This is a genomic window from Halomonas sp. LS-001, from assembly GCF_052983955.1.
The window spans coordinates 2,825,431-2,849,649 of sequence record NZ_CM129816.1; the positions used below are offsets into that span (position 1 = coordinate 2,825,431).

The following is a 24,219-nucleotide window of genomic DNA, read 5'->3' on the forward strand; positions in this document are numbered from 1 at the left end:
CACTGTCAGATATACACTTAGTCATTCTTAACCCTTCCAGCAAATGAAAGTTCCATTTGTATCTGTTCTTCTGTATAACCTTGATCCAGCAAATCTTGATATTGCTCTTTGAACTTATTTAGGTTATTAGACTTATCAGCCAAATCTCGCTGAATAGTATCAATAGCATCCAGACTTGGAAATTCAAAAACTAAAGAGGGAGATTTTTCTATACTTTCATTAATTTCCTTGCCAAAAAAATCAGCATGCTCACCAATTCCAGAAACTCTTAGCCAAGCTTTAGATCTTGTAAATGCAGTAAAAATTCTATTTCTACCTTTTCTTGTTTTCCGCATTTCGTATATTGCATCGATACCAATTACTATTACCACAGGCGCTTCGTTACCCTTTGCTCTGTGTACTGTTGAAAGCGTAACCATTTTATCTAAGACAAATGGGGGTGTAGCAAGGTCTGAAACAAGAAGATTATTAGTTCTAATATTATAATCTAAAAGGTTACTAGAGATTTTTGAAAAATATCTTCTAGCATTTGTATCATCTAAACAAATAACAAGCATATCCTCTGGAAGAACACCATCATCGATAAAACCGTTGATTATCTTAACAGTATTTTCAATCTCATCATTAATATTACTGAAAGAGCTAAACTTTACCACATCATATTTATTCTGATACTTACCAATACTCATTGGACTGTTTTCTAAAGGTCTCGTTATAGTTACCTCTTCACCTATTGAGAACTCTTCTTGTGAAACTTGATATCCTACATCCCTCCAATGCTTTGGGTTTTCAAGCATTTGCACAGGCAACTCTGAATATATACCAAACCCCAATGCATGCGCAGTAACAAGTATTTCAAGTGGATTTCTATAACATTTATGCAATACCAAATCATTGCTCTGACACGCTCCCAAATCAGAAGCAAAACTCTCTAAATCAATATATGGCATGCCATTTTCAAAAGAACCAAAAAGTTCTTTTGCTGCTCTTTGATATATATTAAATATTGACTGGAGTTCATCATACGCCCATACAATATTTTTTTCTTTACCTGCTTTCCCTTTTGCTAATCTATAGCATAATTTAAAGAAATCACTCGGCAGATCTTGTGCTTCGTCAATAAGTATATAGTCATATTTTTCTGATATTTCATTTTTAATTATATCTTTGCATATAAAACCAAACGGATCAGAGCTTTTCGATTTAGCTGTACTGAAGTCCATAGGAAAAACTTTATTATCTACACAGGCATTATAATAAACACCAGCCGCACGTTTTCCGCCCCAAGCATGAAAAATATTTATCATTTCCCAGTTAGGGTCTTCATTAGAAAAATGTCTATAGAACTTACTGATACTGTCTTTAATCAAATCATAAAGCGACTTAGTATAAAATGTAAATAATATATTTTTATCTGGATGCTGTAGATGAATATGAGCAGCCTTCATAGCCAAGACAATTGTTTTTCCAGAACCAGCTAACCCTCTTATCCTTTGAGGTCCATTAATTAAATTAATAGCAATTTTTCTCTGTTCCACATCAAAATTATTTATCTCCTTCTCAAGCTCAATCAATATATTCGACTTGCTATGTGGATTATCATTAATTTTCTTTCTAGTAACTTTACGTGCTAGCGACTTAGCCCCTTCTACAATAGAGCGCATTTCAGCAAACTCTTCATCTGTAACGTTTTCATCTTCTGGCAGCAAGTTAAAGAAGTCAAAAAGGTCTTCATAACTACTTATCAGATCACTATCCACATTATCTTCTTCGTTATAACCTAAACAAAGCAAAAAGCTTTGAACTTGGAATTTTAAATTCCTTTTATTAAATCTTAAAATTTTACTTTTACGAAAAGATGCCTCGATAAAATTAAACGCATCACTGACAATCTCATCTTTTTCATCAAGATCCACACTACTTGCAACGTCAAATATAATACAACCTTTGGATGGGGAAAGAATCAGAAACTGTGCTTTTATTGACTCTCCCTCATATCCTTTAAAAACAGGAAAACCAAAATAAATAACCGAGTCTTCTAGCTTACACTTACCTGAATTAGTATCTAAAAAATCAAAAAGATCTCTTTCGAGTCCTGAAGGATACATCTCTGAAGCAATGATTTTTCCATCTTTAAACCCCTAAAAATGGTTATAAAAAAACCCACATTCTGTGGGTTTTAAAAAAATAATTCAATAAAATTTATGCCTAATTACTTCCACTCAATCGTAGCAGGTGGCTTGCTGCTGACATCATAGGTGACGCGCGAAACGCCTTCCAATTCATTGACAATCCGGCTGGAGACTTTCTCCAGCAGCTCATAGGGCAGGTGCGCCCAGCGGGCGGTCATGAAGTCGATATTGTCTACGATGCTCAATGGCGGGCTCTCACGAATAAGGCAGTCATTCGTTTATCTATCTATGGGCTTCTTTAGCCTGCTCAAGAACACGCTTCTGTCGGGCTATAGCATTGTCTATAACCTTTTTTCTTACTACCTGCTTCTGTTCGGCGCTCATATGACGCGCAAAATGGGTCAAAGGGGTCGACTTCGAAACCTGATCATTCATTTTTTATACCCGCCTGTCAGTAGGCTTTCTAACTGATCGTAAGTGTAGCGTTCTGGTAGGAAGGCATCAATCGAATCGATATCTGATTCCCAATGCTGGTTCGCCCCGTCGGTATCTTTGACGATCATATCCAGAATGAAGGACTGCCGCTGTTTCAACATGACGTCGTGAATTCTATCGACGAGTATCGAGACCGCACCCTGGAACAACCTGGAATTGCTACCCGTATAGCCCGGAAGCTCATCTCTCAAATTTCAGTATTGCCTGCCCCTGGAACCGGCCATAAAAATGCAAAAAGGCCGCTCAATGCATCGAGCGGCCTTTATCAGTCTAGCCAGTTATCGCCTAATGGGACGCAATCACTCCCACTCAATCGTAGCAGGCGGCTTGCTGCTCACGTCATAGGTGACGCGGGAGACGCCTTCCAGCTCATTGATAATGCGGTTGGAGACTTTCTCCAGCAGCTCGTAGGGAAGGTGCGCCCAGCGGGCGGTCATGAAGTCGATGGTTTCTACCGCACGTAGCGCGATGACCCATTCGTAGCGGCGGCCGTCGCCGACAACGCCAACTGACTTCACCGGCAGGAAGACGGCAAAGGCCTGGCTGGTTTTTTCGTACCAGCCGAAGGCGCGCAGTTCTTCGATGAAGATGGCATCGGCATCACGCAGGATGTCGGCGTACTCTTTCTTCACTTCACCAAGGATACGAACGCCAAGGCCGGGGCCAGGGAACGGATGACGGTAGACCATATCGTACGGCAGGCCGAGTTCAAGGCCGAGTTTGCGCACTTCGTCTTTAAACAGTTCACGCAGCGGCTCGACCAGCTTGAGCTTCATGGTTTCCGGCAGGCCACCGACGTTGTGGTGGGATTTGATGACGTGCGCTTTGCCGGTTTTCGAGGCGGCGGATTCAATCACGTCCGGGTAGATGGTGCCCTGGGCAAGGAATTCGACGCCTTCAATTTTGCTGGCTTCGTCATCGAACACATCAATGAACTTGTTGCCGATGATTTTGCGCTTGGCTTCCGGGTCGCTTTCGCCCTTCAGCTTGTTGAGGAACAGGTCTTCGGCATCAACGCGGATGACCTTGACGCCCATGTGTTTGGCGAAGGTTTCCATCACCTGGTCGCCTTCGTTTTTACGCAGCAGGCCGTTATCCACAAACACGCAGGTCAGCTGGGTGCCAATTGCCTTGTGCAGCAGTGCGGCAACCACGGAGGAATCGACACCGCCGGAAAGGCCAAGCAGTACATGGCGGTCGCCCACCTGTTGGCGCACGCGTTGTACCTGATCTTCGATGATCTGCGCGGGCGTCCAAAGTTTTTCGGCTTTACAGATATCCAGCACAAAGTGCTCAAGAATCCGCTGGCCTTGCTGGGTGTGAGTCACTTCCGGGTGAAACTGTACGCCGTAGAACTGCTTTTCTTCCCAGGCCATGGCAGCAATCGGGCAGCTGGGCGTGGAGGCGGTTACCGTGAACGCCGCCGGTGCCTGGGCGACTTTATCGCCGTGGCTCATCCATACATCCAGCAGCGCTTTGCCGGTGTCCGTATCGACGTGGTCTTTAATGCCTTTGAACAGCGCGGTTTCTTCGTCCAGACGAATCTGGGCGTAACCGAATTCACGCTTGTTGGAACCTTCCACTTTACCGCCAAGCTGCTCGGCCATGGTCTGCATGCCGTAGCAGATGCCAAACACCGGCAGGCCCATTTCAAACACGCACGCGGGCGCACGTGGTGAGTCCAGTTCGGTCACGGATTCCGGCCCACCGGCGAGGATGATGCCGTTGGGGTTGTATTCGCGGATTTCCTCTTCGGTGATATCGAAGGCGCGGATTTCGGAGAATACACCGATTTCACGTACACGGCGGGCGATCAGCTGGGTGTACTGTGAGCCGAAGTCGAGAATCAGAATCTTATGGGCGTGAATGTCACTCATGGCGGGGTCTCGGTTAAGCGGTATGGGGGCCGCTGATAAGGCCAAAATGCAAGCGGCGAGGATAGCCTCGCCGCTGTGATAGGGAATTGACAGATTAACTGGCGCGGTAGTTGGGCGCTTCCTTGGTGATCTGCACGTCGTGGACGTGAGATTCGTTGAAGCCTGCGCCGGTAATCTTGACGAACTCCGGCTTGGTGCGCATTTCTTCGATCGTACAGCAACCGGTGTAGCCCATGGAGGCACGTAGCCCGCCCATCATCTGGTGAACGATCGCGCCCATCATGCCTTTATAAGGAACACGGCCTTCAACGCCTTCTGGCACGAGTTTTTCGGCGCCTTCGGCTTTATCCTGGAAGTAACGGTCGGCACTGCCCTGGTTCTGCGACATGGCACCCATGGAGCCCATACCGCGATAGGCCTTGTAGGTACGGCCCTGGTAAAGCTCGACTTCACCCGGTGCCTCTTCAGTACCCGCCAGCAGGCCACCCGCCATGACTGAGCTTGCGCCCGCCGCAATCGCCTTGGACAGGTCGCCGGAATAGCGGATGCCGCCATCAGCAATCACCGGAATATCGTATTCTTTCAATGCTTCGACCACATTGGAGACGGCGGTAATCTGCGGCATGCCGACACCTGCCACCACACGCGTGGTGCAGATGGAGCCCGGGCCGATACCGACTTTAACGGCATCTGCGCCAGCTTCAGCCAGGGCGATGGCAGCTTCACCCGTGGCGATGTTGCCACCGATTACCTGGATGTTCGGGAAGTGTTCCTTGACCCAGCGAACGCGGTCAATCACGCCTTTGGAGTGGCCGTGAGCGGTATCCACGACGATGACATCAACCCCGGCTTCGGCCAGTGCCGCGACGCGGTCCGGCGTTTCCGGGCCGGTGCCAACCGCTGCTCCAACCAGCAAACTGCCCTCATCATCTTTAGCGGCCAGCGGATAGGTGCGGGCTTTTTCGATATCCTGAAACGTCACCAGACCACGCAAGTGGAAGGCATCGTCGACGATCAGCATTTTCTCAATGCGGTGTTCGCGCATCTTGGCTTTGCTGATTTCAATTTCGGTACCTACGGGAACCGTGATCAGGCGCTCTCGCGGCGTCATGATATCCGCGACGCTATCGCCGTGGTTTGGCTGGAAGCGCATGTCACGTTCTGTCACGATACCTACCAGCGTCTCCCCTTCTACCACGGGAAAACCGGAGAAACCGTATTCGCGGGCCATGGCCAGCAGGTCTTCCAACTTGGCTTTCGGGCTGACAGTGACTGGATCGTTAACAATCACGCTTTCGTGCTTTTTGACTTTGCGCACTTCAGCGGCTTGCTGAGCCATGGTCATGTTTTTGTGAATGATGCCAATGCCCCCTTCCTGAGCCATGGCAATGGCCAGACGCGCTTCGGTAACGGTATCCATTGCGGCGGAAAGCAGAGGGATATTCAGCGAAAGGTTGCGGGTCAGGCGGGTTTTGAGGTTGACATCCTTGGGAAGAATGTCTGAGAAGCCAGGGACGAGAAGTACGTCATCAAACGTAAGTGCTTCTTGGGCCAAACGTAGCATAGCGGCAACACCCATTGAGGTGGGAAAAATGTTAATCCCCCATTGTAACGCCTATGCGACCAAGGCAGCAATTCATGTCATCATTCATCTTAAATCATTGACGGTTTACTATTCTCCTTTTGCTCTTTTCTCCCGCTAGCGAGTTAGCCCATGGCAGATAATCACAACGCCCTTACCGTCAGCCAGCTGAACCAGCAGGCACGTCAGGCTCTTGAGCATGGCTTGGGCGACGTATGGGTTGAAGGTGAGCTTTCCAATGTCTCCCGGCCTGCGTCGGGGCATTTGTACTTTACCCTGAAAGACGACAGTGCTCAGGTACGCTGTGCGCTGTTTCGCCAGCGGGCGCGGTTTATCGCCGCCCCCATGCGCGACGGCGACCAGGTACGTTTGCGTGGGCGCGTTTCCCTGTTCGAGCCACGCGGTGATTATCAACTGATTGTTGAGGCTGTACAGGCCACCGGGTTGGGTGAGCTGCTGGCGGCGTTTGAGCGATTAAAAACCCGGCTGGATGGGGAAGGCATCTTCGCTAATGCCCGACCGCTGCCCTTTCCTCCCCGCCGTCTGTTGATTTTAACCTCGCCCAGCGGCGCTGCTATTCGCGATGTGCTGGCGGTACTCAGCGCCCGCTGGCCGTTGGCGGATGTGACTATTATTCCAGTGCCGGTGCAGGGTGCTGAAGCCGCCCCTGCGTTAATTTCGGCACTGGGGTTGCTCAACCGTCAGCCGCGCCTGGACCCCGAGCGTGATGTGGTGCTTATCACCCGTGGCGGCGGCAGCCTGGAAGACCTCTGGGCGTTTAATAACGAGCATCTGGCGCGGGCGATATTTCATTCGCGGCTGCCGGTGATGTCGGCGGTGGGCCACGAAGTGGATGTCACCCTGGCGGATTTCGCGGCGGATGTACGCGCCCCGACGCCATCAGCGGCAGCAGAGCGCCTGGTGCCTGATCGGCGGGCATTAAAAGGCCAGCTGGAACAGGCACAAACCCGCCTGCATCGCGCCATGCAGGCACGCCTGGAACGCGATAGCCAACGGCTGGATACGCTACGTGCCCGGCTTCGCCACCCAGGCGAGCAACTTAAGCAGCAGCGCCAGCACGTTACCGCCCTGGGCCAGCGGCTTGAGCGCACCATGCAGCTACAGTTGGCCCAGCAGCGCGAACGTATTGTGCAGCTGCAAAAACGTTTGAACAGCCAGGAACTAGACCGCCGCCATCAGGCAGAACAAACCCGCTTGAATACGCTGAACCGCCGCCTGCAAAACGCCATGACCTTGCAGCTGGAAAGGCGTCACGCGCGTATTACCAGCCTCGCCCGCGAGTTGAACGCGGTCAGCCCGCTGGCAGTACTGGGGCGCGGCTATGCCATTGCTCAGGATGAAAAGGGGCAGATCATTCGCCGTGCGGAAGACACCCAGCCCGGCCAGAAGCTCAAACTACGGCTGGGTGAAGGCAAGTTAAGCGTTGAGGTCAAGCGGCGCTTTACCCGGGGAAAATAGCGGTTAGCGGCCAGGGTTCAGTGAAAAGGATTCAGTGAAAAGGATTCAGTGAAAAGGGTTTAGCGAAAAGAGGTCAGTGAAAAGGGTTTAGTGAAAAACAAACGCCAGCTTTCCTGCATAGGCAGGGGGTGCATGGGGGCGGTCATGGATTTGCCAGGCAATACCATCGGCCTCAATGCGCATCACCGCCGTGGCAAGGGTATTTTCGTCATCCGGATCGTCAGCGGCAAGGCGCAGAATGGGCAAGCCAGCCGCCTGCTGATCGTGAAGAATTACCAGGGGCCGCCGCTCTCCTGCTGCCAGTAGTTGCTCACCACGCTGCTGACGGTCACGGGAAGACGCCGTGATCGTCTGAGAGGACACCGGCTGAAAAAGCGCATGATTGGCATGCACCGCAGGAGTGTTCAACGTCCGCTGCGCCAGGCTACCCGCCCCAAATTCAACGCTGACTACCTCGCGCTGGCCACGTTCGGCCAATGTAAAATGAAAGCCGCCACATTCGGTGTACTGCTCCAGCAGTGCGATCACCTCAGCCACACTGGCTTCGTACAAGGCAGCGCGGCCCAGCACCATGCGTGGCATTCCGGGAACGACACCATGTAGGCGCAAGTTGTTGACTGTCTGTACAAGGCCCCGGCGCGTTATTGCAAGGGCGTGGCCTGGAATCGAACCCGGATAGCAAAACGCCATGAACCCACTCTCATGGTCAGGGTTTACCTCCGCCATAAAGCAGTGCCCCTTAAAAAACGGCAGGCCATCTTCGTTATGCGCTACCACAGGTGTATCGCCGGGAATGACCAGGGTGGTACAACCGTCGGGGGTATGCGTCAGCAGGTCGCCACGACAATTCCAGGCGAAGACCGCCTGGATAGGCAGCTCAAGCCCTTCTGCCAGTCCTTCCAGCTCTTCCCAGACAGCAGGAAAATAACGCCGAGTATTGGCAGCCATAACGGCCACGTCATCACGATGACGCGATGCGGTCACTTCTGTCCAGATGCGGCTGGGTAACAAATGACGGTGCACCGCTTCCCGTCCGGCCTGCCCCAGACAAACGCCAATGCCATAAGGCGTGCCATAAATGGTTTGCCAGCCAAGGGCATGGGTTTGATCAGTCATGGCGTAAAACCTTTGCTGCCGTCAGGGTGAATTATACAAGTGTCTTTATCAGCACCTTGGATTTGCGTGCATGGTTGTAGGTTTCACGTTTGAGCAACGGCAGATCATCGATGCTGGCCGACTCAAAACCCCGTTCTACAAACCAGTGGGCGGTATGGGTGGTGAGCACAAAGATAGCGCCAATTCCGTGACGATGCGCCCGCTGCTCAATCGCTTCAACCAGCCGCTCTCCCCGTTCGCCGCCACGGTAGCTGGAATGCACCGCCACGCAGGCAAGCTCGGCAATATCGGCTTGTGGGAAAATATGCAAGGCAGCGCAGCCAATCACCATGCCATCCCGCTCGATGACCAGATAATCATCAATTTCGTGCTCCAGGCGTTCGCGGGAGCGCGCGACCAGCATGCCTCGGCGTTCTAACGGCTCCAGCAGATCCAGTAGCCCCGCGATGTCGTTCAGGGTCGCTGGCCGTAACTGCTCGTAGTGATGCTGGGTAATCATGGTGCCCACGCCATCCCGGGTGAATAGCTCCCCGAGCAGCGCATCATGATTGCGCCAGCACAGCAGGTGAGTGCGTGCCACGCCTTCCCTGGCAGCCGTGCAGGCCGCCTGCAGATGGCGCGAAAGCTCGCTGCCTGCTTCAGCCGCCGTCAAACGCGGCTCGGCTTCGTCGGGCGTTAACTGGCGCAGCAAGGCGCCCTGTTCGTTTTCCAGCCCGTCCGATTCCCCCAGTAGAATCAGCTTATCGGCTTTCAGTGCCACGGCGGCATGTTGCGCCACGTCAGCGGCATCAAGATCAAACACCTCGCCGGTGCTGGAAAAGCCGAGTGGCGGCAACAGCACCAGCGAGCCTTTATCCAGAAGCCCTTCGATGGCCCCGGCGCGCACCCGGCGCACTTCACCGCTGTGGTCAAAATCAACCCCTTCCCGCACGCCCAGCGGCTTGGCGGTGACCAAGTTGCCGGAAATCACGCTGAGTTCCACACCATGCAGCGGCGTACTGGGCAAGCCCAGCGATAAGCGCGCTTCCAGCCAGAGACGTTGATGGGAAGCAACCTGTTCCACCTGACTCATCACGGCGGCATCGGCCACCCAGCGGCCACCCACCAGGCGTGGCGACACCTCTGCCATCTGCAGCGCGGCCTGCACCTGGGGGCGAATACCAAACACCACTACCAGGCGCACACCAAGTGAGTGCAGCAGCGCCAGATCCTGAATCAGCTGTTCACCGCGCTGCGATGCAATCGCCTCACCTTCGACCAGAATGACGAAGGTTCGCCCGCGGTGCGCGTTGATATAGGGTGATGCGTTGCGAAACCAGTCAACAAAGGGGAAGCGTGTATCCAAGGGCCGCTCTCCGGCAGCAGGTGAATGAAGCCTTTCATATCAGCGAATCTTACCTGACCGGGTTCTGTCTCATCTTTCATGCGACGAACCGTCAGGTTTGCGACTACTTTACCAGCAACTAAAAAAGAGCGGCACCTTTCCAACACAAGCTTATGTCGAAAAGATGCCGCTCCGGGTCTTTCAGGGTTTGACTAGACAGGATGTGGCTAGAAAGAATCAAACCTAGCCGAACATGCCTTTGAACATAAAGAAGAACAGGATAGCCAGGCTCGCGCCCGCCGGCAGGGTGATCAACCACGACATGGCGATAGTGCCAATCACGCGCAGGTTCAATGCTGCCATGCCGCGCGCCAGACCAACCCCCAGCACGGCACCCACCAGGGTGTGTGTGGTGGAAATCGGCAGGCCGGTGCCGGAAGCCAGCACCACGGTGGTAGCCGCCGCCAGTGTCGCGGCAAAACCACGGCTTGGGGTCAGTTCGGTAATGCCAGTGCCGACCGTGGCAATCACCTTGTGCCCGTAGGTTACAAGGCCCACCACGATACCGGCGCCGCCGAGTACCAGCACCCACCATGGCACCAGCGCCGCGCCGCCAACCTCACCACCGCTTTGTACGACGCTGATAACCGCCGCCAAAGGGCCGACGGCGTTTGCCACATCGTTGGACCCGTGGGCAAAAGCCATGGCACAGGCGGTGAAAATCATCAGCACCCCAAAGGCACGCTCAACGTTAGCGTAGCCAAAATGGTCTTCACTGCTTTTTACGTAGACCACCCGGCGCTCCATTAAAACGCCAATCCCGGTGAGCAACAGACCAAACAGGATTGATATCACCAGACTTTGCGAAAACGTCAGCGACAGGCCAACGTGTTTGAGCCCTTTGGTCATGGTCACCATCGTGACCACAAAGCCGACCAGGAACACATAGGCAGGCAGATAACGTTTGGCGGCAGCCAGCGGGTTCTGCGCTTCAAACACCAGGTGGTGAATGGATTTGAACAGCACAAACCCGACGGTTCCCGCCAGCAGCGGTGAGACAACCCAGCTGGCCGCGATGGTACCCACGGCACTCCAGTCAACTGTCGCAGCGCCCAGGCCTGCTACCGCAAAACCGACAATCGCACCGACAATCGAGTGGGTCGTGGAGACTGGCCAGCCTTTCATGGACGCAATCATCAGCCAGGTACCCGCTGCCAGTAACGCCGATAACATGCCATAAACCAGCAGCTGTGGGTCATCCTCCAGTAACGTCGGGTCGATGATTCCTTTGCGGATGGTATTGGTGACTTCACCACCGGCGAGCCAGGCCCCGAGAAACTCAAACACCACGGCAATCAGGATCGCCTGCTTGATGGTAATAGCGCGGGAGCCTACCGAGGTGCCCATGGCATTGGCCACATCGTTAGCACCCACCCCCCAGGCCATGAAAAAGCCGAAAACGCAGGCAAGGATGATGAACACCTCGCCGTGCTGTGCAATGATCTGCATGTTACCCCCTAGCGAGCTGTCAGGATTTGTAAGCGGCTACCGACGCGTTCGGCGCGGTCGGACAACTCACCCACCCAATCGATGATCTGATAAAGAAAAATCACATCAATCGGCGGCATCTCGGTTTCCAGTTCGAACAACAAACGGCGAATGGCAACCTGCTGGCTGTCTGCCTGGTTTTCGAGGGTATGCAGTTCACGAATCATGTTTTGCATCACATCCGACACATTACGGCCAAAGCCGGATTCAAGCAGTTCCTTGAGCTCTTCAAGCGCCTGGCGTGCCTGAGCCACGCAGGCCACACTGGTACGCATATATAGCCGCATGTTTTCGGCCAGCGCGTCAGGCACACACATTTTTCGACCCAGCATGATGCCGGTAATATCGCGTACCTTGTTGGCAATCTTGTCCTGCACGCTGATCAAATCAAGCAGATCAGAGCGCGAGACGGGCAAAAACATGGTGCTGGGAAGGTTCAGACGTAATTCGGTTTTTAGCACGTCTGCCTCATGCTCCAGACGCGTAACGTCTTCACGCAGCCGGGCGGCAGCTTCCCAGTCGCCTTCAAGGGTGGCTTCAAAGAACGGGAGCAGAAGCTCTGCGCACTCATGGGATTTGACGATATGTGCCAGAAGCGGCTGGAATGGCGATCGGCCAAACATTGCAGAAAAAGGGTTGGGGGTAACCATAAAGCCTTTTAGCCTGTTTTCGGTGAGCCGGAAAACTGAATTCATACAACAAGCGCCGCAGTATAAAGTTTGGTCGCCGTTTCGTCACAAAAAGTTCACATTGTCATATAAATTTAATTTTAAGTTCATCAAAAAAGGTGGCAACTGTCATGGTTGAACAGAATCACGCCGAAAACTCACCACAGGAAATCGAGCTGAAACTGGCGATTCCTGAGGCTTCCATACCACAGCTCAAGCACCACGCCCTGCTTGCCAACCAGAAGGCAGAACGGCACACGCTGACGAACACATATTTTGATACTCCTGAGGGATTACTGGCTAACGCACGCATTGCGTTGCGCCTGCGCCGTGACGATAACCAGATTTTACAAACGGTAAAAACCGCTGGGCAGGGTGGCGGCGGTTTATCTACCCGTGGCGAATGGGAGTGGGCATTACCGCAGTTCGAGCTGGACATTGCGGGCCTGACAAAGCTTCCCCCTTTTGCTGAGTTGGATCACGATCTGCTAACCACACTCGCTCCCAAGCTGGAGACCAATTTCACCCGTACACGCTGGGAGATCGAGCAGGCAGGCAGTTTGATCGAGCTGGTGCTGGATGAAGGCGAGATAGTGAGCGGCCAGTATACGGCGCCGATTCGGGAAGTTGAGCTGGAATTAAAAAGCGGCCAGGCGGACACACTGTGGGACGTCGCCACGCTGATTGCCCAGACAGTGCCCCTACGCCCCTCGGATAGCAGCAAGGCGGTACGCGGCGAGTGGCTGGCCGAGCAGCGCTGGCATCTACCTGAAGCCAGCTCTCCAGGCGCCCTGCTACATCGTGCAACCGTCGCCCTGGATGCCTTTCATGATAGCCAGCAGGCGAGCTATCTTGATAACGCACGGGATACGCTGCAGGCGTTAGCCGACCACTCAAACCTCGACGAGAAAATGCATTTTCTGGCCAGTCAACTGCTCACCGGTCTGAGTGACCACGGCCAGCCTGACAGCGCTTATGGTGTTAGTGCCCTGACACTTGCCCGTCGTTTTGCTGAGCCAAGTGCATTAAGCTAGCGAATAACTTCCCTACGCCTTCTGTTTGCCAAGGACGATGCCATGCACCTAAGCCCAGCTTCCGAAGGTCTGCGAACACGCCTTTTTCACGTCATTTTCGAATCCGATACGCCCGGTGCCAAAGCCTTTGATATCGCGCTGATCATTGCCATTCTGATCAGTGTGGCCGCCCTACTGCTGGATAGCGTCGAAGATTATCATCAACGCTTTGGCCACGTCTTTCGAGCAATTGAATGGATATTCACGCTGCTGTTCACGCTTGAACTGGCCATACGTATTTACTGCCTGGAGCGCCCCTGGCTGTATCTGAAAAGCTTTTATGGGGTTGTCGACCTTCTTGCCATTCTGCCCGCCTGGCTGGCGTTGCTGATACCCGGCGCCCATGGGTTGGTCATGATCCGGGTGCTACGTGCCTTACGGATATTCCGCATTCTCAGGCTGATGGAGTTTGTTGGTGAAGGGCGCGTACTCATGGAGGCGCTAAGAAGAAGTCTGCGACAGATTTTTCTGTTCTTCTTCAGCATTCTGATGGTGGTGATGTTATTTGCCGCCCTGATGTACGCCATCGAGTCTCCCGAGGCGGGTTTTACCAGTATCCCAATGTCGATTTACTGGGCAATCGTCAGCATGACTACCGTGGGCTATGGCGACATCGTGCCCATGACGCCGTTAGGTAAATCGATTACGGTGGTGCTGATGCTGATTGGTTATTCGATTATTGCGGTACCTACCGGGGTGTTTTCCGCCCAGGTGATTCGCTCGATCCGTGAGGAACGCTACTCCGAAGAAGCCTGCCCCGGCTGCGGCCATGACCGCCATGACAAGAAAGCGCACTACTGCCTGCGGTGTGGCACCTGGCTGGATGAAAACAGCGAAGACCCGCGGAAGGCGGAAAAACACGATACGCCCGAATAATGCGTCCAGATCATGACACTCTCAATAGACAAGGGAAGGTTCTTCAATCTATGCGTCGCTTTGCCCGTCTTCCCATCTATAGCTGAATGGTATGCCGCCCCCCCCCTTTTAGACCAAGAGCGCCAGCAATTTTTCAACCTGATCCGGATCCATCAGTGTTTGCGCCACCGTTGAGATATCTTCGGCTAAAGGCCGATCTTCCTGCAGGGTGGCGGCATGTTGGCGTACCCATTGATGCAGCGCCTGAGAAGCTGGGCTTAACGCCTGGGAGCCTCTAATATCCACCGCTTGTGCCAGTACCAACACTTCTATCGCAAGAATCTGATAGAGCTGAGTGAGGCTAGTACCAACGCGGCGTGCCGCGATGGTTCCAAGCGGTACTATATCCTGATTATCTGCATTGGTAGGTATCGACTGAATGGAAGCGGGCATGGCGTGGCTGCGAAGCTCAGCCACCAGCGCTGTGGCACTGACCTGGGCACCCATAAAACCGCTATGCAAACCGGTATCTTGCGGCTGCATAAACGCAGGTAAGCCGTTGTTACGCATCGGGTCAGTGATACGGGCAATGCGCCGTTCACTATAAAGCGCAAGCTGTATGACTGCATTGTTTAAGTGGTCGCTCGCAAAGGCAAGATGCTGACCAAAAAAGTTGCCACCGTGGAGTATCTTTCCCTCGTCCGGAAATAATAACGGGTTGTCACTCACTGAGGTGAGCTCGATTTCTACACTGTTTGCATGTTGTGTGCAGACATCCCAGACAGCGCCCAAAGCTTGTGGGGCACAGCGCAAGGTGTAAGCATCTTGCGGTAACGGTTGGTCGCGAGCAATGCTATCCAGCGAGCTCGGCAGCGTGGTGGTATCAAGCGGTTTAAGCGCTCCGCTTTCGGCGGAAAGCGCCCAAAGCCAATGATGCAGTTTTTGTTGCCCTGGATGTGGGCGTAATGCGCCAATCTGTGGATGAAACGCTTCCCGGTGCCCTTCCAATAGTTCGGCGTAGAGCAACACTAACAGCGTGCTCAGCTTTACTGCGCGCTGCGCGCGGACCGTGTTGAGCGCGGCAATACCCACGGTAACAGAGGTGCCATTGACCAGCGCAATGGCATCTTTATGCGCCAATATCAGCGGCTCAATGCCAAATTGGCGGTGTGCGTCAGCACTGGATATCCACGGACCCCCTTTTACGCAGACCCGCCCTTCACCACCCAGGGCACGGGCCCAGTGCGCAAGCGGGGTTAAATCGCCACTGGCACCGACAGTGCCACGCGCGGGAATTTCTGGAGTAATATGATGTGCCAGCCAGAAAAGCGCGCGCTCAATAAGCGCCAGGTTAACCCCGGAGTGGCCTTGGCAGAGGCTGACCAAACGGGCCGTCATCAGCGCACGCACCTGGTCGATGGCGAGAGGCTCTCCCACCCCGCTGCACAGGTGATATATCAAATTTCGCTGTAAGAGAGCGGATTTCTCTGGCGCAACATAAGTACTGGCCAGCGGACCATATCCGGTGGTGACGCCGTAAATCCGCTGACGTTTTTCGACGCGGCTGAGCAGAAAGGCGTGCGCTTTTCTCACTTTTTCACGCTCATGGGGCGATAGCTCTACAACGTCACGCGCCAGCGCCACGGCTTCAAGCTGCTCAAGAGTGAGGGATGTCAGCATGCACAACGTCCTTATTTTGGGGCTACCAATCGGTTAACTTACCCATAGCATTGGTGGGGAGTGCATCGCCATAAGTCATCGACACGGGCCGCTTAGCGGATGGCCAGGTGGTGATTACCTTTTCTAAGCGAACTGCTGCCTCGTCGCGGCAACTGTCACTGAGAACGACAAAGACTTTAAGGCGTGTCTGACCATTGGATTGAGTGGGCCTGACAGCACACTGATGAACTTCCGGCAGCGCTTCAAACTCCCGCGCGACCGCCTGAGGGCTCACATTGACGCCGCCCACTGACACCACGTCGTCGTGCCTGTTACCCAGCATGAAGCGTCGTGAATCCTCCCATGTCACCTGATCGGGCAGATGAACCTGTTGATGAGGCTTATCGATAGCGACAAGCGTATCGGAGGTTTCTCTTTGCCAGTGGGAAAGCAGGCTATAAGGCTTGTCGGGACTAAAGCGGGTGGCAACGCCGCCGGTTTCCGAACTTCCGTAAATCTCCATGACGGGCATATTTTGATCAGCAAGCTCTCTGGCTACTTGCCCGGGTAACGGCGCCGTTGAACAAACTCCCAGCACACTGTGCGGCCAGTTAGAGCGAGCCTTGGCAAGATAAGCCCATCGCGGCGGCACAGTGACGACGATATCGCCTTCCCGCAGCGTGGGTAGGGTTCTATCCGCCACGTATATCTCACGCCCATTGACAGCAGGATAAGCGACACCGAGCATAAAGCCGTAGAGGTGATGAAGCGGCAACCAAGCCACGACACGCTCAGGGTTTAATTGTTCAGAAATACGCTGATGCAGAGACAGCGCTTCGGCGTCGATATCTGCCCAACGGTAATAGCAAGCCTTACGTTCACCGGTACTGCCCGACGTGTGGAAGACCACCCCAGATGTGTAGGGTATTGCCTGCGAAATCAGCGTTACCCATGCCTCAATGCTTTCTTCCATCAACAGGCGGTCTTCCATACCTGTTTCATGCAAACAGAAGAACTCCGCCACACTGGACGCTAAATAAAGACGCTCAAGCGAATCAATCGCAGGAACGTCAGACATCGAAGAAAGCGAGACACCTCTATAGGCACTCAGCTCTGATGGCAATAGGGAGTCCAGAACCGCGCGAATTAACGGCGGGGTCATCCACCTAAACACAAATGGCTTTCCTTATTTTTAATCAATTATAAATCACTGAGTTATCTGGATTTACAAACGTTTAACGAAAACCCAATAAGTGCTGCCAGAAATGGCTTTTTTCATATGTATTTTTACTTTTGTTGGCTGCATCTTATAATCAAAAACGTACTCAAACATTGTATTTAAGTCGTCATTTTTCACCCCCTCCCTAAAACGACCTTCAAACTCTTTCCCCTGAGTACAAGGTGCAACTTCCTTGAAGAAGTTTTTACCAATCACGCTTTTAGGGTCGCGGCCAGTAATACTGCCTTCGGCGGCATTATACTGCAAAATATTTCCATCTTTATCTAACTGGATAGCACCAAAGGCGAGACTATCCAATTTTTTATCATCCATCGACGCTAGGCTATTTTCAATATCGTCGCTGCCAAAATGCACTCTTTCCATAACAATCTCCTTATTAATGCTGAAACTTTCAGTGGCGTGTATTCAATTTACAGAATGACATTATCAGCGAAAATACAAGCATGCAATTATGACAACCAACCAACATTAAATGATTCAGAAAGCGCTAAATAAACAATGTTGAAAAAAGCCTTTATTCTGATCGCCCGCTTTTCCTTAAGCAGCACAAAAAGCTAATAGCAGTTAGCAGCCCCACAAAACCTTATATCAGGGGCTGCCAGCAAGATAGGGAGCTTAACTGCTGAACGGGGCAGTATCACCTCGTCCTTCGCGCAGGATCTTCGGCGGCAGGTCGCGCAGGTCGACCACCGTCGTGGGGTCTATATGGCAGGCGCCGCCATCAATAATGGCATCCAGGTGCGCGCCAAAACGCTCACGTATTTCATCGGCATCGGTCATTGGCACATCTTCCCCGACGGGAATCAGGGTCACGCTCATCAGAGGCTCACCCAGCGCGGCCAATAAAGCATGGGTGATGCGATGATCCGGTACACGCACCCCGATCGAACGACGTTTGGGATGCAACAGCAACCTTGGCACTTCAGACGTGGCATCGAGAATAAAGGTGTATGCCCCTGGCGTATGCGCTTTCAATAAGCGGAAAACATCATTATCCACTTTGGCGTAGGTGCCGATTTCGGAGAGATCCGAGCACACCAGAGTGAAGTTGTGTTTGTCATCCAGCGAACGCAGCCATTTGATTTTTTCTATGGCTTTCTTTTCTCCCAGGTGGCAGCCCAGCGCATAGCCGGAATCCGTGGGGTAGGCGACGACCCCCCCTTTTTGAATAATCTCGATGGCCTGATCTATCAGGCGCTTTTGTGGATTGTCGGGATGAATCTGAAAGAACTGGCTCATGACGGTCACTCTTTGGTTAAAAAATAGCGATAGATTGAATACAACGAGAACCGCTTTCCCGCCTGCATTTTCTATCTGGGCACTCTATCGATAACGTAAATACCGACCAGCTAGCAAGAGGTATCACGATGGCTGGCGTGTGTGAAATGCTTTACCAGGCGTGGATGCTGCCACACGGGCGGCGCTGCCGTGCGCGGCACCAGGCTCATGCTACCGGGGGCAGCGTAGCTCCCCGGAAAATGAAAATCGCTGCCGATGGATGCATAGAGCCCTCGTTCAACTAACTGGCGGGCCAGATCACGCGTGGCGTCGCCGTTTTGCTGGCCATTCACCAACTCCACCGCCTGCCCCCCGGCTTGTGTAAAGGCATCCATTAAAAGCCCACGCTTACGCCGCGTCAGCTTGTAGCGAAGCGGGTGGGCAATGACGGCCACACCACCCGATGCCACGATCCACTCCGTGGCTTCTGCGACTTCCGGCCATTGGGCTTTCACATCGCCTTTTTTACCGCTACCCAGGTAGCGCTTGAACGCATCGGCCCAGTCCTTCGCGAGGCCAGCATCAATCAGCGCACGGGCAAAATCGGGGCGCCCTAACGGTCGTTCACTGCCTGCCTGTTCACGGGCCTTAGCCAGCGCATCGGACAGGCCAATTTTTTCCAGCCGCTCGGCAATCATCGACGCACGCTCAATACGCGCCTGGCGTTGCCGCACCAGCCCTTCCACCAACACGCCCTGTGCACCCTCGGGCATTAACGCGACGATATGAATGCCGACACCGTTCCAGCGTGTGGATAATTCACAGCCGGGTAACAGGCCAATGCCCTGCTGCCGGGCAGCCTGTTGAGCTTCGTCAACGCCGTCCATGGTGTCATGGTCGGTCAACGCGATATGCTGCAACCCGCGCTGCGCGCACAACGCGACCAGCTCACTGGGCGCCAGCGCGCCGTCAGATGCCGTAGAATGCATATGTAAATCAAAGGGGTAACGCCTGTCCGCATCCAGCGAACCCGGAAGTACGGCTTCAGGCATGACGGCGTGATTCGAGTTTGTCAAAATAACGGACTCTGGCTAAACAAAAGTCAGGTTATAGTGCGGGCTTGGACTGGTGCGGTCAATTGCACGCGTTTTTATCGAGGAGTCATTTATGCTGTATGCGATTATCAGTGAAGATGTAGCGGATAGCCTGGAACGCCGCCTGACGGCCCGACCCGATCACCTGGCAAGGCTTGAAGCCCTGCGCGATGAAGGACGCCTGCTGCTGGCGGGCCCACATCCTGCCATTGATGCGGACAACCCAGGTGATGCCGGTTTCAGTGGCAGCCTGGTGATCGCAGAATTCAGTGACCTGGAGGCAGCGCAAGCCTGGGCGGATGCAGACCCCTATGTGATTGCTGGCGTCTATGCCCAGGTCACCGTCAAGCCCTTCAAAAAAGTATTACCTTGACTCAGGCTCAACGGGATGAAGCTTGTTCACTTTTTCACAAAGCCTGTGGAAAACTCTGTGAAAACCCGGCGGACGCTTTTCCCAAAGCAAGAGATAGCGCCCTGCTTAACAAATTGGTTATTTTTTAACCAATAAACGACTCTTTTTATCAACACAGGGATACTTGCGTGACCCAAGGCCCCAAAGCACTCCCCCCGCTCTCGGCATTAACCGCGCCACGGCTGACCTGGAATGACGCATCGCCCCACTCGGAGGCGTTTGACGACGTGTATTTCTCCAGGCAGGACGGCCGCGCCGAAACCGAGCATGTTTTCCTGGGGGCCAACCACCTTCCCGAACGCTTTGCAGGTTGGCAACATGGGCGCGCCTTTGTGATTGGTGAAACCGGCTTCGGCACAGGGCTCAATATGCTGTGTGCCTGGGCGTGCTTTGAACGCCATGCCCCCGCACATGCCAGGTTGCATCTTATCTCTACTGAGAAGTTCCCACTCCCCTATGATGCGCTGGTCCAGGCATTAAGTGCCTGGCCATCTTTGGCAAGTTATGCACAGACGCTCAGTTCGCAATGGCCAGAGGCGGTTAGCGGTGTGCACAGGCTACTGCTGAGTGACAGAGTGACACTGGACCTGCATTTCGGTGATACCTGTGAGCGTCTGGCACTGCTTGACGGCCAGGTCGATGCCTGGTTTCTGGATGGGTTTGCGCCCTCCAAAAACCCTGATATGTGGCAACCGGAACTTTTCCACCATATGGCGGCGCGCTCACGCCCCGGCGCCACCTTTGCGACCTTCACCTGTGCAGGCGTGGTTAAGCGTGGCTTGAAAGCCGCTGGCTTCACCTGGCAGAAAGTCCCCGGGTTCGGGCGAAAACGGGAAATGCTCGCAGGCCACATTGACACGCCACCGGCGGATACCCGTCGTCAACGCACACCATGGTTTACGCCTCCCGCCCCGGTGGCACCACGCCACGTCGTTGTGATTGGCGCAGGCATTGCCGGCAGCAGCGTGGCGGCGGCACTTGCCAGGCGTGGCGTGAAGGTTAGCGTGATTGAAAAGGACGCGGTGGGTGCTGGGGGCTCCGGCAACCGGCAGGGGGCGCTTTACGTCAAACTGGCTGCCCAGACCAACGACCAGAGCCGCGTGTACCTTGCCGGGCTGTTATTCAGCCGACGCTGGCTGGAAAATATGGACCCGGAACATCACCTATGGCATGACTGCGGTGTGCTGCAACTGGCGCTGAACGATAAGGAAGCCGCTCGCCAACAGCGTTTTCTCGACGGTCATTCCTTGCCGGATAGCGTGATGACGTCAAAAAAAGCAGCGTCGCTCAGCCATGCAGCAGGTATTGATCTGTCTGCTCAAGGCGGGCTTTTCTATCCACAGGCTGGCTGGGTCAAACCCAGACAGTTGTGTGAGCACTTACTTTCCAGGCCGGGCATCGAAAGGGTCAAAGGCGAGGTGCTGCAGCTGAAAGACAGCGGCGATGACTGGCGCATCCAGCTGGCTGACGACACCACCATCGAGGCAGATCAGGTGGTGATTGCCAACGCACACCTGGCCAACCAGTTCGAGCAGACTCAAGCCCTACCGCTTCAGGCGGTGCGTGGCCAGGTGTCATCCCTGACGCTGCCCACCGGGGTTAAGGGGCCTGACAGTGTGGTGTGCGCTGGCGGCTACGTTCCTCCAGCGCTGGAAAACGTTCTGACCTTTGGTGCCAGCTTTCTTCCCAATAACGCGACGACTGACGTGCAGGACCAGGATCATCAACGCAACATCGATGAATTGCGTCAGACAGCTCCCGCTCTGGCAACAGCGATAGAAAACGCAGGCATTGAGTTGACGCCAGCCAACCTCAGCGGGCGTGCCGCCGTGCGGGCGGCCAGCCCGGATAAATCGCCCTATGCAGGGCCTATCCCCATGGAAGCCGCCTGGCGAGAGGATTATGCGTCACTCAGCAAGGATGCGACCCGAATACCTGAGCGGGAAGGCCAGCATTACAGAGGGCTTTGGATCAGTGCGGCCCACGGCTCACGGGGCCTGGCCAGTGCGCCGCTGTGTGCTGAGGTGATCTCCTCTCGGCTATGTGATGAGCCCCTGCCGCTGGAAGCGCCTCTGGTCGATCACTTACATCCAGGACGACGGATTATCAGCGCACTGATCCGTGCTCAGTAATCGCCTTCTTCCTCGTCATCCGCCAGGTCACGGCCGAAGCTGCGCCACTGTTCAAGGGTCATCACTTCGGTCATTTCCAGTTCCAGATCATGGGCGATGATCAGTTCTCCCCGCTCAAGCTGCTGCTTGAGCTCACCCACCCAGCCGCCCATGCCATCCTGGGTATCCGTGGTATCGTAGCCCTGGCGGGTCACGAAGGTTTCCAGCAGGGAAGCCAGGGTATCTGCCGGTAGCATACGGGCCGGCACTTCGATAAATCGGCTCATGAGGTCTCCCAGGTTTCCAGTCGGTTCAAAAAGGTCGCTTCATCCAGCACTTCAACGCCCATCTGCTCGGCTTTGGTCAGCTTGCTTCCCGCAGCTTCACCGGCCACCAGGGCGGAGGTTTTTTTCGATACGCTGCCTGCCACCTTGGCACCCAACGCCTGTAAGCGTGCCTTGCCTTCATCGCGGGTCATGCTCGACAGAGTGCCGGTAAGCACCCAGGTCTGCCCCTCCAGAGGCGTTGGGCCCTGTGTGACTTCGCTTTCCTGCCACGTAACACCCGCATCAATCAGCGCCTGCAACGTCTCAAGGTTGTGGGGCTGACGGAAAAAGGTGTGCACATGGGCCGCCACTATGGGGCCGACATCGCTCACCGCTTCCAACGCTGAAGCCTCTGCCTCCTGAAGCGCCTGAAGCGTACCAAAATGGCTGGCTAAATTGGACGCGGTCGCTTCTCCGACCTCGCGAATTCCCAGGGCATATATAAAACGCGCCAGCGTGGTCTGTCTAGCCTTACCCAGCGCACTCACCAGATTCGCAGAGGATTTTTCCCCCATGCGCGGAAGATTTTTCAGCTGCTCAGTCGTCAGGTGAAAAAGGTCAGCCGGGGTTTTGACCCAATCCAGATCCACCAGTTGCTCAATCAGCTTTTCCCCTAAACCATCCACATCCAGCGCTTTACGGCTGGCAAAGTGCTTCAGTGCCTCTTTTCGCTGCGCCGGGCAGTAGAGCCCACCTGAACAGCGCGCGACGGCTTCGCCTTCAAGGCGTTCAATATCGGAGTCACAAACGGGGCAATGCTCGGGAAATTCAATCGGACGTGCCTGCGCTGGCCGCCGGGAGAGATCCACCCGCACGACCTGGGGAATCACATCACCGGCGCGGCGTATGCTCACCGTATCCCCGATGCACACTCCCAGGCGGGCAATTTCATCAGCATTATGCAGGGTGGCATTAGAGACGGTAACGCCCGCCACGCTAACCGGCTCCAGGCGCGCCACTGGCGTAATGGCACCGGTACGGCCAACCTGAAACTCTACGTCGTTAAGCGTGGTGACTTCTTCCTGGGCCGGAAATTTAAACGCCACCGCCCAACGCGGCGCACGGGCCACAAAACCAAGCTCGCGCTGATGACGCAGATCGTTCACCTTGATGACCACGCCATCAATGTCATAGCCGAGCTGGTCGCGTTTATCACCCAGCGTATGGCAGTAATCAATCACCGCCTGCGGCCCTTTCATGACAGCCAGCTCTTTGCTGACGCGAAAGCCCAGCGTTGACAGACGCTGCATCAAGTCACTGTGTGACGCATCACCCATATCCGGTTCCAGGCGCACCGCCTGATAGGCGTTAAACATCAGTGGCCGTGTGGCGGTGATCTGGGGGTCAAGCTGACGCAGGCTGCCTGCCGCTGCGTTACGCGGGTTGGCAAACACTTTCCCCCCCGTTTCACGGGCCCGCTGGTTGAGAGATTCAAACCCGGCATGACCGATGATGACCTCGCCGCGCACTTCCAGCAATTCCGGCACGCTCTCGCCACGCAGGACCAAAGGCACCGAAGGCAAGGTACGTAAATTGGAGGTAATCCCCTCGCCCGTTCTGCCATCCCCTCGGGTAGCACCGCTGACCAGCTGCCCCTGCTCATAGACCAGAGAAACCGCCGCTCCATCCAGCTTGGGTTCACAGCTGAACACCAGCGTATCCGGGTCGCATTCCAGACGCTCTGCAACACGCAGGGCAAACGCCGTGATATCTTCGCCATTAAATGCATTATCCAGCGATAACATGGGAATCGCGTGAACGACTTCGGGAAAGCCATCTAGCGGTTTTGCACCCACGCGCTGGGTCGGTGAATCCGGTGTCACTTCGCTGGGGTATTCGGATTCCAGTTGCATCAACCGTTGCAGCTTGCGGTCATAATCTGCATCGGTCAGCGTTGGCTCGTCCAGGATGTAATAGCGATAGTTAGCGTCGTTCAGATCCGCGCGTAATTGGCTGATCTCTTCCCGCAAGGTTGACTCAGGCTGACTCATTCAGAGATTCCGACAGACA

The 24,219-nt window shown here is 54.2% G+C and carries 20 protein-coding genes and 1 pseudogene; 5 read left to right on the forward strand and 16 right to left on the reverse strand.

Annotated features, from left to right (window positions below; genetic code table 11):
• Positions 1 to 17: 17 nt before the first annotated feature.
• The 5 genes and pseudogenes from ACU6TU_RS12725 to guaB form a co-directional block, all read right to left on the reverse strand.
• Positions 18 to 2,108 carry a DEAD/DEAH box helicase gene (locus ACU6TU_RS12725; protein ID WP_447141775.1) on the reverse strand — a complete coding sequence of 697 codons (2,091 nt, stop codon included), beginning with the start codon at positions 2,106 to 2,108 and terminating at the stop codon, positions 18 to 20.
• A 104-nt stretch (positions 2,109 to 2,212) separates the two neighbouring features.
• Positions 2,213 to 2,377, reverse strand: a pseudogene (locus tag ACU6TU_RS12730) (GMP synthase (glutamine-hydrolyzing)); the annotation flags it as partial.
• A gap of 186 nt (positions 2,378 to 2,563) precedes the next feature.
• The gene (locus tag ACU6TU_RS12735; RefSeq protein WP_447141776.1) at positions 2,564 to 2,728 is read right to left on the reverse strand and encodes a hypothetical protein; all 165 of its coding nucleotides are present in this window, start codon (positions 2,726 to 2,728) and stop codon (positions 2,564 to 2,566) included.
• A gap of 198 nt (positions 2,729 to 2,926) precedes the next feature.
• Positions 2,927 to 4,504, reverse strand: a complete 1,578-nt coding sequence (gene guaA / locus ACU6TU_RS12740; RefSeq protein WP_447141777.1) for a glutamine-hydrolyzing GMP synthase — start codon at positions 4,502 to 4,504, stop codon at positions 2,927 to 2,929.
• Between the two features lie 94 nt (positions 4,505 to 4,598).
• Positions 4,599 to 6,068, reverse strand: coding sequence for an IMP dehydrogenase (gene guaB, locus ACU6TU_RS12745; protein ID WP_447141778.1), 1,470 nt, complete (start codon positions 6,066 to 6,068; stop codon positions 4,599 to 4,601).
• 150 nt (positions 6,069 to 6,218) lie between these two features.
• Between guaB and xseA the strand changes: the two genes are divergently transcribed.
• The gene (gene xseA, locus ACU6TU_RS12750; RefSeq protein WP_447141779.1) at positions 6,219 to 7,565 is read left to right on the forward strand and encodes an exodeoxyribonuclease VII large subunit; all 1,347 of its coding nucleotides are present in this window, start codon (positions 6,219 to 6,221) and stop codon (positions 7,563 to 7,565) included.
• Positions 7,566 to 7,652: 87 nt separating this feature from the next.
• On the opposite strand, the gene ACU6TU_RS12755 is transcribed toward xseA, so the two are convergent.
• The 4 genes from ACU6TU_RS12755 to ACU6TU_RS12770 all read right to left on the reverse strand — a co-directional run bounded on the left by ACU6TU_RS12755 (position 7,653) and on the right by ACU6TU_RS12770 (position 12,203).
• Positions 7,653 to 8,681: a C45 family autoproteolytic acyltransferase/hydolase gene (locus ACU6TU_RS12755; RefSeq protein ID WP_447141780.1), complete on the reverse strand. Its 1,029-nt coding sequence runs from the start codon at positions 8,679 to 8,681 to the stop codon at positions 7,653 to 7,655.
• Positions 8,682 to 8,712: 31 nt separating this feature from the next.
• Positions 8,713 to 10,026, reverse strand: a complete 1,314-nt coding sequence (gene argA, locus ACU6TU_RS12760; protein WP_447141781.1) for an amino-acid N-acetyltransferase — start codon at positions 10,024 to 10,026, stop codon at positions 8,713 to 8,715.
• Between the two features lie 222 nt (positions 10,027 to 10,248).
• A complete protein-coding gene (locus ACU6TU_RS12765) occupies positions 10,249 to 11,514 on the reverse strand; it encodes an inorganic phosphate transporter (RefSeq protein ID WP_447141782.1) in 1,266 nt (421 codons plus the stop codon).
• Between the two features lie 8 nt (positions 11,515 to 11,522).
• Positions 11,523 to 12,203 carry a TIGR00153 family protein gene (locus ACU6TU_RS12770; protein WP_447141783.1) on the reverse strand — a complete coding sequence of 227 codons (681 nt, stop codon included), beginning with the start codon at positions 12,201 to 12,203 and terminating at the stop codon, positions 11,523 to 11,525.
• A gap of 149 nt (positions 12,204 to 12,352) precedes the next feature.
• Here ACU6TU_RS12770 and ACU6TU_RS12775 point away from each other — a divergent pair, with 149 nt between their 5' ends.
• Together ACU6TU_RS12775 and ACU6TU_RS12780 are read left to right on the forward strand one after the other, a co-directional pair.
• Positions 12,353 to 13,255 (forward strand): CYTH domain-containing protein, encoded by a 903-nt coding sequence (locus tag ACU6TU_RS12775; RefSeq protein ID WP_447141784.1) that lies wholly within the window; start codon positions 12,353 to 12,355, stop codon positions 13,253 to 13,255.
• 42 nt (positions 13,256 to 13,297) lie between these two features.
• Positions 13,298 to 14,170, forward strand: coding sequence for an ion transporter (locus ACU6TU_RS12780; RefSeq protein ID WP_447141785.1), 873 nt, complete (start codon positions 13,298 to 13,300; stop codon positions 14,168 to 14,170).
• Between the two features lie 108 nt (positions 14,171 to 14,278).
• Here the strand turns inward: ACU6TU_RS12780 and ACU6TU_RS12785 are convergent, their stop codons facing one another.
• The 5 genes from ACU6TU_RS12785 to ACU6TU_RS12805 form a co-directional block, all read right to left on the reverse strand.
• A complete protein-coding gene (locus tag ACU6TU_RS12785; protein WP_447141786.1) occupies positions 14,279 to 15,829 on the reverse strand; it encodes an HAL/PAL/TAL family ammonia-lyase in 1,551 nt (516 codons plus the stop codon).
• Between the two features lie 22 nt (positions 15,830 to 15,851).
• Positions 15,852 to 16,982, reverse strand: coding sequence for an AMP-binding protein (locus tag ACU6TU_RS12790; protein WP_447141787.1), 1,131 nt, complete (start codon positions 16,980 to 16,982; stop codon positions 15,852 to 15,854).
• A 51-nt stretch (positions 16,983 to 17,033) separates the two neighbouring features.
• On the reverse strand, positions 17,034 to 17,411 hold the full coding sequence (gene pyp / locus ACU6TU_RS12795; RefSeq protein WP_447141788.1) for a photoactive yellow protein: 378 nt from the start codon (positions 17,409 to 17,411) through the stop codon (positions 17,034 to 17,036).
• Positions 17,412 to 17,663: 252 nt separating this feature from the next.
• Complete coding sequence (locus ACU6TU_RS12800; RefSeq protein WP_447141789.1) at positions 17,664 to 18,287, reverse strand: L-threonylcarbamoyladenylate synthase; 624 nt, start codon at positions 18,285 to 18,287, stop codon at positions 17,664 to 17,666.
• Positions 18,288 to 18,397: 110 nt separating this feature from the next.
• Positions 18,398 to 19,318, reverse strand: coding sequence for a PHP domain-containing protein (locus tag ACU6TU_RS12805; RefSeq protein WP_447141790.1), 921 nt, complete (start codon positions 19,316 to 19,318; stop codon positions 18,398 to 18,400).
• 115 nt (positions 19,319 to 19,433) lie between these two features.
• On the opposite strand from ACU6TU_RS12805, the gene ACU6TU_RS12810 reads away from it, so the two are divergent.
• Complete coding sequence (locus tag ACU6TU_RS12810; RefSeq protein WP_447141791.1) at positions 19,434 to 19,733, forward strand: YciI family protein; 300 nt, start codon at positions 19,434 to 19,436, stop codon at positions 19,731 to 19,733.
• Between the two features lie 167 nt (positions 19,734 to 19,900).
• Positions 19,901 to 21,904 carry a bifunctional tRNA (5-methylaminomethyl-2-thiouridine)(34)-methyltransferase MnmD/FAD-dependent 5-carboxymethylaminomethyl-2-thiouridine(34) oxidoreductase MnmC gene (gene mnmC / locus ACU6TU_RS12815; RefSeq protein ID WP_447141792.1) on the forward strand — a complete coding sequence of 668 codons (2,004 nt, stop codon included), beginning with the start codon at positions 19,901 to 19,903 and terminating at the stop codon, positions 21,902 to 21,904.
• Here the strand turns inward: mnmC and ACU6TU_RS12820 are convergent.
• Together ACU6TU_RS12820 and ligA are read right to left on the reverse strand one after the other, a co-directional pair.
• Positions 21,898 to 22,170 (reverse strand): YheU family protein, encoded by a 273-nt coding sequence (locus ACU6TU_RS12820; protein ID WP_447141793.1) that lies wholly within the window; start codon positions 22,168 to 22,170, stop codon positions 21,898 to 21,900. The genes mnmC and ACU6TU_RS12820 overlap by 7 nt on opposite strands.
• Positions 22,167 to 24,200 (reverse strand): NAD-dependent DNA ligase LigA, encoded by a 2,034-nt coding sequence (ligA, locus tag ACU6TU_RS12825; RefSeq protein ID WP_447141794.1) that lies wholly within the window; start codon positions 24,198 to 24,200, stop codon positions 22,167 to 22,169. Before ligA ends, ACU6TU_RS12820 begins: the two co-directional genes overlap by 4 nt.
• Between the last annotated feature and the right edge of the window lie 19 nt (positions 24,201 to 24,219).

What these genes read in the sequence shown, in the direction of transcription:
- ACU6TU_RS12725 (WP_447141775.1), bottom strand. Translation starts at nt 2,108, where the DNA reads ATGTATCCTTCAGGACTCGAAAGAGATCTTTTTGATTTTTTAGATACT.
- ACU6TU_RS12735 (WP_447141776.1), bottom strand. Translation starts at nt 2,728, where the DNA reads ATGTTGAAACAGCGGCAGTCCTTCATTCTGGATATGATCGTCAAAGAT.
- guaA (WP_447141777.1), bottom strand. Translation starts at nt 4,504, where the DNA reads ATGAGTGACATTCACGCCCATAAGATTCTGATTCTCGACTTCGGCTCA.
- guaB (WP_447141778.1), bottom strand. Translation starts at nt 6,068, where the DNA reads ATGCTACGTTTGGCCCAAGAAGCACTTACGTTTGATGACGTACTTCTC.
- xseA (WP_447141779.1), top strand. Translation starts at nt 6,219, where the DNA reads ATGGCAGATAATCACAACGCCCTTACCGTCAGCCAGCTGAACCAGCAG.
- ACU6TU_RS12755 (WP_447141780.1), bottom strand. Translation starts at nt 8,681, where the DNA reads ATGACTGATCAAACCCATGCCCTTGGCTGGCAAACCATTTATGGCACG.
- ACU6TU_RS12765 (WP_447141782.1), bottom strand. Translation starts at nt 11,514, where the DNA reads ATGCAGATCATTGCACAGCACGGCGAGGTGTTCATCATCCTTGCCTGC.
- ACU6TU_RS12770 (WP_447141783.1), bottom strand. Translation starts at nt 12,203, where the DNA reads ATGGTTACCCCCAACCCTTTTTCTGCAATGTTTGGCCGATCGCCATTC.
- ACU6TU_RS12775 (WP_447141784.1), top strand. Translation starts at nt 12,353, where the DNA reads ATGGTTGAACAGAATCACGCCGAAAACTCACCACAGGAAATCGAGCTG.
- ACU6TU_RS12780 (WP_447141785.1), top strand. Translation starts at nt 13,298, where the DNA reads ATGCACCTAAGCCCAGCTTCCGAAGGTCTGCGAACACGCCTTTTTCAC.
- ACU6TU_RS12785 (WP_447141786.1), bottom strand. Translation starts at nt 15,829, where the DNA reads ATGCTGACATCCCTCACTCTTGAGCAGCTTGAAGCCGTGGCGCTGGCG.
- pyp (WP_447141788.1), bottom strand. Translation starts at nt 17,411, where the DNA reads ATGGAAAGAGTGCATTTTGGCAGCGACGATATTGAAAATAGCCTAGCG.
- ACU6TU_RS12800 (WP_447141789.1), bottom strand. Translation starts at nt 18,287, where the DNA reads ATGAGCCAGTTCTTTCAGATTCATCCCGACAATCCACAAAAGCGCCTG.
- ACU6TU_RS12805 (WP_447141790.1), bottom strand. Translation starts at nt 19,318, where the DNA reads ATGCCTGAAGCCGTACTTCCGGGTTCGCTGGATGCGGACAGGCGTTAC.
- ACU6TU_RS12810 (WP_447141791.1), top strand. Translation starts at nt 19,434, where the DNA reads ATGCTGTATGCGATTATCAGTGAAGATGTAGCGGATAGCCTGGAACGC.
- ACU6TU_RS12820 (WP_447141793.1), bottom strand. Translation starts at nt 22,170, where the DNA reads ATGAGCCGATTTATCGAAGTGCCGGCCCGTATGCTACCGGCAGATACC.
- ligA (WP_447141794.1), bottom strand. Translation starts at nt 24,200, where the DNA reads ATGAGTCAGCCTGAGTCAACCTTGCGGGAAGAGATCAGCCAATTACGC.